This window comes from Halomonas sp. MS1 (assembly GCF_024182575.1).
Lineage (GTDB): Bacteria > Pseudomonadota > Gammaproteobacteria > Pseudomonadales > Halomonadaceae > Vreelandella.
The window spans coordinates 3639332-3652435 of record NZ_CP098926.1; the positions used below are offsets into that span (position 1 = coordinate 3639332).

General features: G+C 51.4%; 13 protein-coding genes. 7 read left to right on the top strand and 6 right to left on the bottom strand.

Annotation, left to right across the window (positions count from 1 at the left end; genetic code table 11):
* Window position 1: 1 nt before the first annotated feature.
* From NF683_RS16745 to gloB, 4 genes are all read right to left on the bottom strand, one after another.
* The gene (locus NF683_RS16745) at window positions 2-1075 is read right to left on the bottom strand and encodes a microcin C ABC transporter permease YejB (protein ID WP_089038292.1); all 1074 of its coding nucleotides are present in this window, start codon (window positions 1073-1075) and stop codon (window positions 2-4) included.
* Window positions 1076-1204: 129 nt separating this feature from the next.
* On the bottom strand, window positions 1205-3085 hold the full coding sequence (locus NF683_RS16750) for an extracellular solute-binding protein (protein WP_253920475.1): 1881 nt from the start codon (window positions 3083-3085) through the stop codon (window positions 1205-1207).
* Between the two features lie 190 nt (window positions 3086-3275).
* Window positions 3276-4481, bottom strand: coding sequence for a transglycosylase SLT domain-containing protein (locus NF683_RS16755; RefSeq protein ID WP_253920476.1), 1206 nt, complete (start codon window positions 4479-4481; stop codon window positions 3276-3278).
* A 29-nt stretch (window positions 4482-4510) separates the two neighbouring features.
* Window positions 4511-5278 (bottom strand): hydroxyacylglutathione hydrolase, encoded by a 768-nt coding sequence (gene gloB, locus NF683_RS16760; RefSeq protein ID WP_253920477.1) that lies wholly within the window; start codon window positions 5276-5278, stop codon window positions 4511-4513.
* 112 nt (window positions 5279-5390) lie between these two features.
* Here gloB and NF683_RS16765 point away from each other — a divergent pair, with 112 nt between their 5' ends.
* The 4 genes from NF683_RS16765 to nudC are packed head-to-tail and all read left to right on the top strand — an operon-like array spanning window position 5391 to window position 8172.
* Window positions 5391-6188: a class I SAM-dependent methyltransferase gene (locus NF683_RS16765; RefSeq protein ID WP_253920478.1), complete on the top strand. Its 798-nt coding sequence runs from the start codon at window positions 5391-5393 to the stop codon at window positions 6186-6188.
* The gene (gene rnhA, locus NF683_RS16770) at window positions 6181-6660 is read left to right on the top strand and encodes a ribonuclease HI (protein ID WP_253920479.1); all 480 of its coding nucleotides are present in this window, start codon (window positions 6181-6183) and stop codon (window positions 6658-6660) included. The genes NF683_RS16765 and rnhA overlap by 8 nt, the downstream gene beginning before the upstream one ends.
* Entirely contained in the window at window positions 6648-7400 is a 753-nt protein-coding gene (gene dnaQ, locus NF683_RS16775; RefSeq protein WP_253920480.1) for a DNA polymerase III subunit epsilon, read from the top strand. The genes rnhA and dnaQ overlap by 13 nt, the downstream gene beginning before the upstream one ends.
* Window positions 7393-8172 carry an NAD(+) diphosphatase gene (nudC, locus tag NF683_RS16780; RefSeq protein WP_038484035.1) on the top strand — a complete coding sequence of 260 codons (780 nt, stop codon included), beginning with the start codon at window positions 7393-7395 and terminating at the stop codon, window positions 8170-8172. Before dnaQ ends, nudC begins: the two co-directional genes overlap by 8 nt.
* 23 nt (window positions 8173-8195) lie before the next feature.
* Here nudC and NF683_RS16785 read toward each other — a convergent pair whose 3' ends face one another.
* Entirely contained in the window at window positions 8196-8507 is a 312-nt protein-coding gene (locus NF683_RS16785; protein ID WP_038484038.1) for an SCP2 sterol-binding domain-containing protein, read from the bottom strand.
* 139 nt (window positions 8508-8646) lie between these two features.
* Between NF683_RS16785 and sohB the strand changes: the two genes are divergently transcribed.
* Window positions 8647-9693 (top strand): protease SohB, encoded by a 1047-nt coding sequence (gene sohB, locus NF683_RS16790; RefSeq protein ID WP_253920481.1) that lies wholly within the window; start codon window positions 8647-8649, stop codon window positions 9691-9693.
* Between the two features lie 31 nt (window positions 9694-9724).
* On the opposite strand, the gene NF683_RS16795 is transcribed toward sohB, so the two are convergent.
* A complete protein-coding gene (locus tag NF683_RS16795) occupies window positions 9725-10045 on the bottom strand; it encodes an ArsR/SmtB family transcription factor (protein WP_083004010.1) in 321 nt (106 codons plus the stop codon).
* Between the two features lie 287 nt (window positions 10046-10332).
* On the opposite strand from NF683_RS16795, the gene NF683_RS16800 reads away from it, so the two are divergent.
* Both NF683_RS16800 and NF683_RS16805 read left to right on the top strand, forming a co-directional pair.
* Window positions 10333-12249 (top strand): propionyl-CoA synthetase, encoded by a 1917-nt coding sequence (locus NF683_RS16800; RefSeq protein WP_253920482.1) that lies wholly within the window; start codon window positions 10333-10335, stop codon window positions 12247-12249.
* A gap of 159 nt (window positions 12250-12408) precedes the next feature.
* Entirely contained in the window at window positions 12409-13077 is a 669-nt protein-coding gene (locus NF683_RS16805) for a 7-cyano-7-deazaguanine/7-aminomethyl-7-deazaguanine transporter (protein WP_089038284.1), read from the top strand.
* The last annotated feature ends 27 nt before the right edge of the window (window positions 13078-13104 follow it).

Genomic DNA, 13104 nt, shown 5'->3' on the forward strand with positions numbered 1-13104 from the left:
TTTATGACTCCCTCGACGCAAAATCAATGCGTGGGTCTACCCATACATAGGTCAAGTCGGATATTAGCTTTAGTAGCAGCCCGATCACCGTATACAGAAATAGCGTTCCGAAAATGACGGGGTAGTCTCGCTGCATTACTGCCTCAAAGCCTAATAAGCCGAGGCCATCCAAGGAAAAAATTACCTCGATGAGCAGTGCGCCGGTAAAGAAAATGCCAATCATTGCAGAGGGTAACCCCGCAATGATGATCAGCATGGCGTTACGGAAAACATGGCCATACAAAATACGCTGCTCGTCGGCACCTTTGGCCCTGGCTGTCAGCACGTACTGCTTATGAATTTCATCCAAAAAGCTGTTTTTGGTCAGCATGGTGAGGGTGGCAAAACTGCCAATCGCGGCAGCCAGTACCGGTAGGGTGATATGCCAGAAGTAGTCTTTAATTTTGCCCCAAGCGGATAGCTCGGAAAAATCGGGCGATGTTAAGCCGCGTAGAGGAAACCAATCCAGGTAAGTGCCACCAGCAAACACGACAATAAGCAGAATGGCGAACAAAAAGCCAGGAATGGCATAGCCTACGATCACTAGACCTGAGGTCCAGACATCAAAGCGAGAGCCGTGTCGTAGCGCTTTGCGGATGCCTAAAGGAATAGAAATGAGATAGACCAGCAGCGTTGTCCATAAGCCTAATGAAATAGAGACAGGCAGGCGCTCGATCATCAGTTCAATCACCGGTCGGTCACGGAAAAAGCTGGTGCCGAAATCGAAGGTGAGATAGTCCACCATCATGCCGATAAACCGTTCATGAGCAGGTTTGTCAAAGCCAAATTGCTGCTCTAATTGCTCGATAAAGCGTGGATCGATTCCACGCGCGCCCCTAGAGTCATCGCTAACTTGTACATCAGCGCCCCCCATATCCAGGCGTGTGCTTGCCATGGCATCGGCCCCTTCAAAGCGGGCCAACATTTGGTCAATGGGTCCCCCAGGGGCAGCCTGAACAATCATGAAGTTAAGCAGCATGATGCCGAACAGGGTCGGGATCATCAGTAGCAGTCGGCGTAAGGTATAACGTGCCACAGCGCGCTCCATGAGTAATTGGGGGCCAAAAGTTATTGCCGGTAAGCTGTTATAACTATGTTGAATGAATCTATGTTGAATGAATCTATGTTTGATGAATCTATGTTTGATGAATCTAGGTTGGCGGAATCAGCGGCGTCGATGACGGCGTTGTAGTTCTGCTTCTCGGTCGGTGTTTACCCACCAAGCGTCTATATCCATGGCATAAGCTGGAAACGGTTCTGGGTAGCCAAATTTATCCCACACAGCAATCCGCGTTTCGCCTGAATGATAGTGCGGAATGACATAAAAGCCCCAGCGCAGCACGCGATCAAGCGCTTGTGTAATGGTATCTAGCGTTTCACGGTCATCGGCACGAATCAGCTGCTCCACCAGCGCATCGACAGCAGGGTGGGCAAGGGCCATGCGATTACGACTTTGGGGTGCCTCCGCGGCAGCACTGGTCCAAAAATCGCGCTGTTCATTGCCAGGATTATTAGACTGAGGGAAGTGGCTGATGACCATGTCGTAATCGTAGTCGCGCACTCGGTTAAGATATTGATTGATATCGACAATGCGTAGCGACGTTTGAACCCCAAGGCGTGCCATATTGCGTAGCATGGGTTGCACAACACGCTCCAGGCCAGCATCGTAGAGCAGTACTTCCAGGGTAAGCGGTCGGCCTGTTTCACCGTGCACCAACACACCATCTTCTACGCGGTAGCCAGCCTCGCGCAGCAGATCAAGCGCAAGCCGCAGGCGTTCACGCAGCTCTGTGGGGTGTTCAATGGGCAGCGGGTCGGTGAACAGTCGTTCTGAATGATGGGAGTCTATCAACGCTTCACGAAAAGGTTCGAGTAGCGCAAGTTCTTCTTCTGATGGCGTTCCAGTAGCTTCCATTTCAGAATTTTGGAAAAAGCTTTCCGTGCGCCGATAGGTGCCATAGAAAATATTGGTGTTGAGCCAGGGGAAATCAAACGTGAGGCTCAGTGCTTCTCGCACCCTTGGGTCCTGAAACTTTTCTTCGCGTAAGTTGAAGACAAACGCCTGCATCATGGAGGGGTTAACATCAGGCACGGTAATCCGTTTAATTAAGCCGTCTCGGTAGGCAGGAAAATTATCATAGCCAATGGCCCAAGTAGCAGCGCGTGCATCAGTCCTGAAGTCGGTAAGGCCTGCTTTGAAGGCTTCCCAGGCAATATCACGGTCGCGGTAGTACTCATAAACAAGACGGTCGATGTTGTAGCGACCCACATTGACGGGCAAATTCTTACCCCAATAGTTGTCATCTCGCTGATAGACAATTCGCCGTCCAGGGTCTACCTCGCTAATGCGATAGGGACCTGACCCAGGGTGTGCATCCAGAGTCGGAGAGCTGAAGTCGCGGGGTTCCCAGTAGTGACGGGGTAAGATGGGCAACTGGGCCACAATCAGTGGCAGCTCGCGTGACTCAGTGTCGTTAAATTCAAAGCGCACTTGATGATCGTTTAAGGCGATAACGTGTTCGACACCGGCGTAATAGCTACTGTAGAAGGGGTTACCTTGTTCACGCAGCAGGTTTAGTGAGAACACCACATCATAGGCCGTTACCGGCTCCCCGTCCTGAAAGCGAGCCTCTGGGCGCAAATCGAACTCTATCCACCGACGTTCCGGATCCAGGCGGACGCCTTCTGCCAGCAGCCCGTACAAACTGAAGGGCTCGCCAGGATTACTGGCCATCAACGAGTCATAAATTTGAGAAATACCGGTAGCAGGCGTGCCGCGAATAATAAACGGGTTGGTAGAGTCGAAACTGCCCCCCACGGCGGTACGGGTAATCGTTCCGCCCTTGGGGGCGGACGGATTAACATGGGGGAAGTAGGCAAAATCGGGAGGTAGCTGCGGGCTATTGTAGAGAGATAGCCCGTGTACGGTCTCGACGGGGGTGGCGGTGTTGTTTTCGACGTCGTTTTCAGAAGCCAACAGCGACAGGCTCAACAGCAAGCCGCTGGTTAACAAAAGTACTTTGGTAAACAACACACCGCGTGGCATTGGTAACTTCCTGTAGCAACGAAGGCTTAGAAACTGGGCTTAGCACCTTAACTTAGACCTGGGCTTAGAACCTTAGACACAACTGCTGAGTCACAGTAGCGGCGCTAATAGTAACTGAGGCATGGCCAAGAAAGATTAATAAAGACTGCGTTTTAAACCTAGTTAACAAAGCCTGGTTAGATTCCCCACATTACCGTCCTGAAAGCGTCAGCAGTTGACCAGGCTTCAGTACCTCTGGGCGTTCAATCGCATTCCACCTGATCAAGTCTTGTTGAGTGACATTATAGCGTGACGCAATCACTGAAAGGTTATCGCCACTTTCAACGCGGTGAACGCTTGGTGTGCTGGTTGACGCTAATGCAGTACTGTTTGATTGCGAAAGCTGAGCTAACATCTGAGTGTCGACTTCTTCAGGCACAAGTAACGTCTGGGCGCTGCGTGGGTCAAGGCTGCCATTTAGCAAGCCAGGGTTTAGCTCGGCCAGCGCGGATTGACTAACATCCAGAAGCTGAGAGGCCTGTGCCAGGCTAACTGGCTGCTCAAGCTGAACTTTGGCAAAAGCGGGATCAGGATGAATGTCGGGAAGCGAAACCCCGTACTGTTCTGGATTGTTGATGATCGTCGCAATGGCTTTAAGTTTGGGAACGTACTGCATCGTTTCGTGGGGCAGTGATAGTTCCCAGTAGTCGCCTGCAAGGCCTTGGCCCTGAGCTTGACGTTGCGCACGGTTAACGGTGCCAGCGCCGGCGTTGTAAGCGGCCAGCGAGAGCATCAGGTCACCCTCGTACCACTCATCTGCCTGCATTTCCAGGTAATCAAGCGCTGCTGCGGTAGACGTCACGACGTCTAAACGTCCATCGTAGTTGCCGTTGCGAACCAGACCTAATGCATCTCCGGTACCCGGCATAAACTGCCAAAGCCCAGCGGCTCCTCGATGGCTCCGGGCGCTGGGGTCGAATGAACTTTCAACAAACGGAATCAGCGCGATCTCACCAGGAAGGCCACGCTCGCTTACTTGCTGGGTGATCCAGGCAAGCCAGGGGGTTGCTCGTTCCGTAATAGCGACAATATTTTGCGGGCTGGAACGGTAGTACTCTATCCACTTGTCGACACGTGCTTGAGCATCGGCGGGGAGATTTTTTTCCTGCCACTGGAAGCTGTCACGTAATGTGCTCCAGGCATCTTGGGGTTGTAGCTCAAGTGCTTCCCAGAAGTGATGCTGAAAGGCATTGGGGCTGAAGTCGGGTGAAGCGGGCGCGTCATTGAGGGCGCTGTTAGATTGGTATGCATCGGTAGTAGAGGCTTGAGAGCTGGCCGCTGCGGCTAAAAATAGGCTCACAATAACAGTGCTTCCAGCGCTTAGTAATAAGCGCTGGCGAATCGTTCGATAAGTCATAGTCGGTTCGTTTTTACTCGATAGCGTTCTTAAAAACGGTTCTTCCACTCGCGTAAAGTGGTGAACGTGGCGAGATCATCATCATTGACCCCATGTGTACCTACTGCTTGACGCACACTGTCGGTGCTCACGCGCAAATAGGGGTTGATCTTCAGCTCGCGTCCTATCGTGCTGGGTAAGGTAGGCCGGTCTAATGCCCGAGCCTTCTCACACTCCTGCAGTGCATATTTAACGTCTTCGTTATCAGGATCTGCAGCACGAGCAAATGTTAGATTCGCTTGCGTATATTCATGCGCTGCAAAGACCAGCGTATCCTCTGGGAGTTCCGCTAAGATTTGAAGAGATGCAAACATTTGCTCTGGCGACCCTTCAAATAAGCGGCCACACCCACCACAAAACAGCGTGTCGCCGCAGAAAAGTAGTGCAGGAATTCCTGGAGTGAAGTAACTCACGTGATCTAATGTATGCCCTGGCGTGGCCATGACTTCAAAAAGACGCCCCATAATACGTACTTCATCGCCGTGTCCTACCTGTTCATTAATACCTTCAATAGTAGGATTGGCGGGGCCAATAACCCGGGGCGAGAAGCGCTTAATCAACTCTGTAAGGCCACCCGTATGATCATGGTGGTGATGAGTGATTAAAATCGTATCAAGCGTTAAGGATTCACGCTCAAGAAACTCGATGACAGGTGCTGCTTCACCGGGATCCACCACGCAAACGCTTTGACTGGTATCCTGTCTTAATAGCCAAATGTAGTTATCGCTAAGTGCGGGAATCGGTGTCACGCTCATCATGGGCGAGATCCTTTAGTTCAAAAAAATAGACGCTAAATTAGACGCTTTCGAATGCGCTAACGCTGGCGTTCAAAACGTTAAAAAGCATTTACTGTGGAGGGAAGCGCTGTTCATGTCAACTTCGTCAACGGCAACTCGGCTCGCCCAGCAGATGGCGGAAAGCCAAGCGTACTGGCAAACAGAGGCTGGCCGTTCGCTATGGGAAACGCAGCGAGCGTGTTTGGGGCCGCTGGTTGAAGGGCGCAAAGGTGGCCACAGTTTAGAGATGAGTATGGGGCCGACGTTGATGACGATGTCGGCAATTCCTCATATCATTCGCTGGTCACCGACGAGAGCAATGGCGGAGGCTTCGTCCACGTTAGTCTGCCCACCAGATCACTTTGCCTTACCAGACCGCAGTTTAGAGGTGGTGGTTATTCATCACTGGCTAGAGCATTTGCCAGATGCCCATCACACATTACAAGAGGCTGCCCGGGTCACTTCCGATAGCGGTGTGCTAGTTCTGTTTGGTTTCAATCCGCTAGGATTGAACGGGTTAACCCAGCGTTGGCGTAAGCAGCAAGGGAATTTCCCTTGGAGCGGACAGTGGCGGACGGCTAGCCGTTTGCGCGATTGGCTGGCGTTTGTCGATTTTGACGTAGAACGCGTAGACTACTGCTGTTTTCGGGGGCCGATGAGCACCACCTGTGGAGAGCGCTGGGAAGCGTTGGGACGCAGGCATAATTTACCGTTGGGTGAAAGTTACATGATTCAAGCGCAGCGGCGACAACGCCATGCGCCGGTAGAGCGTCTTAAATTTGGGTTGCGTGCACCGATCACTCCCACTTCTCTGGGAGCTACACGAACCGGTGTTTCTGCGCGATACCACTCAGGTCAACGTCGTCTAGAAAAGGATAGTGAAAGTGAGTAAGCAAGCAACCGATGGGTTGCCTCGCGTTACGGTGTATACCGATGGGGCCTGTCGAGGAAATCCGGGCCCAGGTGGCTGGGGGGTATTGCTGTCAAGCGGGCAGCATGAGAAGACGTTAAAAGGCTTCGAAGCAGATACCACTAACAATCGTATGGAATTAATGGCGGCCATTATGGCGTTGCGAACGCTAAATAAGCCGTGTGAAGTGGCTCTCTGGACCGATTCCCAGTATGTGCGCCAAGGAATTACTCAATGGATTCACAATTGGATTAAGCGAGGCTGGAAGACTGCGGCCAAGCAACCGGTTAAAAACGCTGAGCTTTGGAAGACCCTTCACGAGGAGACACAGCGGCATCGTGTCGAGTGGCACTGGGTAAAAGGGCATAGCGGGCACCCCGGTAATGAGCGCGCCGATGCGTTGGCTAACGAAGCCATTGATGAGCATAACAGGAGAGCAGCATGCGCCAAGTGATCTTGGATACGGAAACAACCGGCATTGACCCAAAAGATGGTCACCGATTAGTGGAAATTGGTGCCGTTGAAATGATTAACCGGCGGTTTACAGGGCGCTCCTATCATCAATATATCAATCCTGAACGGCATATTGATGCTGAGGTCGTGGCGGTTCACGGTATTGATGACGCCAAGGTGGCGAATGAACCGGTGTTTGCCGACATAGCCGATGACTTCTGGGCATTTATAGCAGGCGCCGAGCTGGTGATTCATAACGCCCCCTTCGATGTGGGGTTTATCGATCACGAGTTGACCATGTTAAACCAGCGGAGACGGTCCCCCGCGTTAGGTCCTGTTAGTGAACATTGCCGCATTCTTGATACGTTGGTGATGGCTCGTCAGATGCACCCAGGCCAGCGTAATAGTCTCGATGCGTTATGCAAGCGTTACGACATTGATAACGGTCATCGCGTGTTGCACGGCGCATTGCTTGATGCCGAGATCCTAGCCGACGTCTATTTGGCGATGACCGGCGGGCAAACGGCGCTTACGCTTGATTCAGAAGCATCGTCAGGTGAGCAGCAAAATAATCAAGCCAATGAAGGGCTGTCGGTACAGCGTTTAGCGTTGACGCCAGGGCAACTGAGGGTCGTCCGGCCTAGTGAGGAAGAGCGCGCCGCTCACCAAGCTAAATGTCAGGCGCATCAATTGCGTTGGTTCGAGGGTGGTTGGTCTGAAGGTAATAGTGCCGATGCTTAGACGAGAAATTCCCCATTATGCGCGAGAAGGTCGTGTTATCCGCGTGTCCCGTAGTCATCTAGCGCCAGCACCGTTGGCTGAAGGCGGTGAGTTGACGCCGTTACAGCCGACTCAACCGTGGGACGAGCGGATGCAGCCGCTGTGTTATTGGCACGATGAGCCGGTGGCGCTGTTAGTGGAAAGTAAGCCGGGTGAGGACTGGATAGATGGACGGCAGTGGCTAGGGGAGTTGACTGCCTCCTGGTTCAGCCTACTATCGACGGCGCTTCAGGTCGGTGCTTGGTTAGAGAACCATCGTTTTTGTGGGCGTTGCGGTGAGAAGGCAACCAAGTTGGAAGCTGAATTTGCGATGCACTGTCACGCCTGTGGGCATCGTAACTATCCGCGCATTTCACCCTGCATTATCACGCTAGTCACCAGTGGGGAGGCGATGCTGTTAGCACGAAGCCCAAGATTCCCGCCCGGACGTTACTCAACACTTGCAGGCTTCATTGAGCCTGGAGAGTCTGCTGAAGAAGCGGTACATCGTGAGATATACGAAGAGGTGGGCGTGCATGTGGAAAACCTTCGTTACCACCAAAGCCAAGCGTGGCCATTTCCGCATTCACTAATGTTTGGTTTTTTTGCAGAAGCGACGACGCGGCGCATTCATATCGATGGTGTGGAGATTAGTGATGCCGCTTGGTTTTCACCAAGGCAGTTACCTTCATTGCCACCACCGTACTCAATTTCGCGTGAACTTATCGAAGCGCATCTCGCCCGCTGGCGTTGAATGCTCGCGGGCGAGAACGGGCATTATTTACTGGGAAACAGGCTGGTCAGCTTAGTGGCCAGCATGACATTACCGGTAGCTTTCAGCTTACCCGTCATAAAAGCCGTCATGCCGTTGATATCGCCGCTCATGATGCCTTTAAGCGTATCTGAACTCATGCTTAGGCTTACAGAAGGATCGTCGTGTTCGCCTTCGTGTGCGTCCAGAGTTCCATCTTGGATCACCATGTAATGGCTGCCCGCGTCAGAGAAATGAAATTGAAATACCTCATCCATTCCTTTGGCAGCTTCTGGATTAAAGCGCGACTGAAGTTTATCTAACGTGTTCGATGACATTATAAATTCCCAAAAATTATTTGGTCGTTAACCAAGCAGGTGTAAGGCGTTAGGTGAGTTAGTTTCTCACGACGCTATTAACGAGGTTATTTTAAACAAGTGTTTTAATCAAGCTAGATTGTCGAGTAGGAGAGAAGGTATGAGTGACTGGATGGTAGAGATGGGCACGTTTTTGATTCAAGCCACCTTGTTGATGGCAATGGTGGGCATCGTGCTGGCGTTAGTGTTGCGTAATAAGGAGAGTGGGGATAATAGCCTTAAGCTAAACGTAGAGTCTCTCAATGACCAGCGGCGCTCTCGTGGCCGCAGGCTACGCGTTACTACGACAGAACAAGGTGCACGGAAAAAACTGGTAAAAGCGTTTCGCCAAGAAGAGAAAGCAAAGCATAAGGCTGCCAAGCAAGGCAAAGGAGAGGCTCAGAGCGCTCAGAAGGTGTGGGTGTTGGACTTTCATGGTGATCTCAAGGCTTCGCAAACTGAGCAGTTTGCTCAGGAAGTTTCTGCGATTATTGATGTTGCCGCAGCCGAAGATGAAGTTGTCGTGCGGTTAGAGTCGGCGGGCGGGCTCGTGCATGCCTATGGCTTAGCGGCAGCGCAGCTTGATCGTCTTCAAGCGGCAGGTTTAACCACAACGGTATGTATCGACAAAGTGGCCGCCAGCGGCGGCTATATGATGGCGTGTACAGCTAACCATATTAAAGCTGCGCCGTTTGCGGTGATTGGCTCTATTGGCGTTGTGGCTCAGGTGCCTAATATTCATCGCTTGCTAAAGCGCAATGATATTGATGTCGAACTGCTGACGGCGGGCAAATACAAACGAACCTTGACCGTGCTAGGGGAAAATACCGAAGAGGGTCGTGAGAAGTTTATTGATGATTTAGAAAATACCCATCGGTTGTTTAAAGAGTATGTCTCTCAGCATCGTCCTGACATGGACATTGATGCACTAGCGACGGGTGAAATTTGGTACGGCAGTGAAGCGTTAGAACAGAAACTGACCGACAGCATTGGTACCAGTGAGGCGTATTTGGTAGAGCGCATGGCGCAGGCTCAGGTGTACAGCGTGAAGCTTGAACCGCCGAAAACCCTCAGCCGTAAGGTAGGCTTGGCTATGTCGGCGGGCGTCGAGCAAGCCATTGTTAAAGGGCTTGGTTTAATCGATGCGGCTGGTTGGCAGCGTCGATAGTCGATAGCTACTGTTAATAGCTGTTTGGCAGTTAGGCGGCGTAGTGGTGCGCCAGGGTGTCAATGATTGCCTTGGCGCTTTCACTACTTAATGAGTAGTAAATGGTTTGCGATTCGCGGCGAGTGTCGACCAACTGATCGCGGCGCAAAATTGCCAAGTGTTGGCTTAACGCTGACTGACTTAGCTCCAGTTGCTGATTGATTTGAGTGACTGAGAGCTCTTTTTCTGCCAGAAGACAGAGTATTTGGAGGCGTTTTTCGTTTGCCAATGCTTTAAGTAGATTAGTGCCCGCCTCGATGGCGTGGCAATCATGTTCCAGTAAACGGGCAGCGGCGCTAGTAGAAGCAGACATGAGGATCTCCTTGCCTACACGGTTGTGACAGCGTTGTTATAGGTTATTTAGGCATCGTCGCGTCGCGAGGATCAGTTGTTGAATGATCAGTAATTTAGCGGTATTTGTCCAAACGCTGGTTTAACGATCTATCAATGGTAGTGGTGTGGTGTTTTGTCGACAATGATGCTGGGTGTATAGCGCTTTAGTCGCGATTTATCCCATAGTATGAGGGTGTGGCGGCTGCTTACTTTATAAAGTGTCAACAATTGGTAACTTTCAATAACACAATAAAGTCAGGTCCCACCATGAGCCTCTATCAGCAAACGTATCAGCACTCAGTTGAACATCCCGAAACATTCTGGGCTGAGCAGGCCAAGCGGCTACCTTGGTTCAAATTTCCTTCCACAATTCTTAGCTATGACGATCAGCAACATGCCCGTTGGTTTGACGATGGCGAGCTGAATATTTGCTACGCGGCGATCGATTACCACGTCGAGCAAGGCAGGGGTGACCAGCCTGCTATCCTATGGGATTCTCCCGTTACCCAGTCAAAGCAAACCATTACCTATCAAGCGTTGCGTGATCGTGTTGCGCAGTTTGCCGGAGGGCTTGCGCGCCTTGGTGTGACAAAGGGGGATCGAGTGGTTATTTACATGCCGATGGTGCCTGAGGCGCTCATCGCAATGTATGCCTGTGCCCGATTAGGGGCGGTTCACTCGGTTGTGTTTGGAGGTTTCGCACCCCATGAACTGGCGGTGCGCATTGAAGATGCTGAGCCAAAAGTAGTGATTGCTGCTTCCTGTGGCATTGAAGTTGATAAAGTACTTCCTTACAAACCTATTGTTGATCAAGCCATTTCACTCAGCAGTTTTAAACCGGATGCCTGCGTCGTTTTTCAACGTGAAGCCCATCGAGCGGAACTCCATCAAGGCGACCATGATTGGCAAGCACTGGTAGCGGATGCGCCGTTTGCTGATTGTGTTCCCGTAAAAGCGACCGACCCACTCTATATCCTGTATACCTCTGGCACGACAGGTAAGCCCAAGGGGGTTATGCGAGACACAGGCGGATACGCGGTAGCGTTAGCCTATTCGATGGAAGCAATTTATGCCCTGAATCCTGGCGATGTGATGTTTACGGCGTCGGATGTAGGGTGGGTAGTAGGACACTCTTATATTGTGTATGCGCCACTGCTAAGAGGCTGCACCACAATCGTGTATGAGGGGAAACCCGTTAAAACACCTGATGCAGGCGGCTTTTGGCGGTTGATTGACGAGTACAAGGTTAAAAGCTTTTTCACTGCACCGACTGCCTTCCGGGCAATCAAAAAAGAAGACCCTGATGCCAAGCTGCTAGCTAATTACGATATCAGCAGTCTTGAACACTTATATGTAGCCGGTGAGCGCTTAGACCCACCGACGTTTCATTGGCTTGATGACCTGCTGGATGTACCGGTAATCGATCATTGGTGGCAAACTGAAACCGGCTGGCCTATTGCGGCAAACTTACCTGGCATTGAGTCTGCGCCCACCAAAGCAGGCTCGGCTACCTTTCCTGTACCTGGCTTTAACGTGCAAATTTTGGATCGTGACGGTGAGCAAACAGACCCAATGCAGCAGGGCAGCGTGGTTATTAAGCAACCGCTTCCACCTGGTTGCCTTTCCGGTATCTGGCATGATCCCCAACGTTTTCATAGTGCCTACATGGCAGCCTATCCAGGTTATTACCTGACTGGCGATGGTGGCTACTTCGATGAAGACGGGTACTTATTCATCATGGGTAGAACCGATGATGTGATCAACGTTGCCGGGCATCGACTTTCTACCGGCGAAATGGAAGAAATCGTCGGTGCGCACCCTGCGGTGGCTGAGTGTGCCGTGATTGGTATTCACGACGAGCTAAAAGGCCAACTACCCATCGGGCTGGTGATCACTAAAGATGGTTTCGATGGCGATGAAGCAACGCTTGAAGCAGAGCTGATCAGTCGAGTACGCGAGCACATTGGGCCGATTGCTTGCTTTAAGCAGGTGTTGGTCGTCAATCGATTGCCTAAAACCCGCTCGGGTAAAATTTTGCGCAAGTTGCTGCGTAATATTGCCGACGGTAAGTCGTTCGGCATTCCCTCAACTATTGATGATCCGACTAGCTTAGAAGACGTGCATGCGGCGATGCGCGAGCGTTCTGTCGGCGCGTCGGACCAAGCTAAGTCGCTAGACGTTTAGGTTAAAACGTTGCTAATAGCGTGATAAATAGAGTCGCCCCGGCAGGTGGGCGACTTTAATTACCTAACGGAAGGCGTATAATGCGCGCCCCAGTGGCGTTAACCGCGCTTAAATGAGGGTTCCCTAACCCCTCGGACTTGCAAAAAAAGGCCAACCTGCATGTTTGCATTAACCGACACCCAGCACCGCCGTTGCCTTCTGGTAATGGTCGCGTTTCATATTGGCATCATTGCCGCCAGTAACTACTTGGTTCAATTGCCATTTACCCTGTTTGGTTTCCATACCACCTGGGGCGCGTTCAGTTTCCCCTTTATCTTTCTTGCAACGGACTTAACGGTTCGTTTGTTCGGGAAAGGGCCGGCTCGCTCAATTATACTGCGGGTCATGTTTCCGGCGTTGGTGGTTTCCTACGTTGTTTCGGTAATTTTTCCACGGGGAAGCTTTGTCGGTATCGAAGCCTTGGGTGAATGGAATTTATTTGTTGCCCGTATCGCGTTGGCTAGTTTCCTTGCTTACGTGCTAGGCCAGTTACTCGATGTTCAAGTGTTTGATCGTCTTCGTCAGTGGGCGTGGTGGGTAGCTCCCGTTTGCTCTACTGTATTGGGCAATCTAGCGGATACCTTTGCTTTCTTTGCGACCGCATTTTATAACAGCCCAGACCCTTTTATGGCCGAACATTGGGTAGAAATAGCCGTGGTCGACTACGCCATTAAGCTAGGCATTAGTCTATTATTCTTCCTGCCTTTATATGGTCTGTTGTTAGCGTGGCTAACGCGTCGGCTAGTCGTGTGGACAGGGCAAACTGACGCATCACCCCGTACCGCATAACGGCTAGGCTTAACGACCAAGCATAAA

Excerpts from the sequence above, each read along its gene's own strand:
- NF683_RS16755 (WP_253920476.1), bottom strand. The coding sequence starts at position 4,481 with ATGACTTATCGAACGATTCGCCAGCGCTTATTACTAAGCGCTGGAAGC.
- sohB (WP_253920481.1), top strand. The coding sequence starts at position 8,647 with ATGAGTGACTGGATGGTAGAGATGGGCACGTTTTTGATTCAAGCCACC.
- NF683_RS16750 (WP_253920475.1), bottom strand. The coding sequence starts at position 3,085 with ATGCCACGCGGTGTGTTGTTTACCAAAGTACTTTTGTTAACCAGCGGC.
- NF683_RS16795 (WP_083004010.1), bottom strand. The coding sequence starts at position 10,045 with ATGTCTGCTTCTACTAGCGCCGCTGCCCGTTTACTGGAACATGATTGC.
- nudC (WP_038484035.1), top strand. The coding sequence starts at position 7,393 with ATGCTTAGACGAGAAATTCCCCATTATGCGCGAGAAGGTCGTGTTATC.
- NF683_RS16805 (WP_089038284.1), top strand. The coding sequence starts at position 12,409 with ATGTTTGCATTAACCGACACCCAGCACCGCCGTTGCCTTCTGGTAATG.
- NF683_RS16800 (WP_253920482.1), top strand. The coding sequence starts at position 10,333 with ATGAGCCTCTATCAGCAAACGTATCAGCACTCAGTTGAACATCCCGAA.
- dnaQ (WP_253920480.1), top strand. The coding sequence starts at position 6,648 with ATGCGCCAAGTGATCTTGGATACGGAAACAACCGGCATTGACCCAAAA.
- NF683_RS16785 (WP_038484038.1), bottom strand. The coding sequence starts at position 8,507 with ATGTCATCGAACACGTTAGATAAACTTCAGTCGCGCTTTAATCCAGAA.
- NF683_RS16765 (WP_253920478.1), top strand. The coding sequence starts at position 5,391 with ATGTCAACTTCGTCAACGGCAACTCGGCTCGCCCAGCAGATGGCGGAA.
- gloB (WP_253920477.1), bottom strand. The coding sequence starts at position 5,278 with ATGATGAGCGTGACACCGATTCCCGCACTTAGCGATAACTACATTTGG.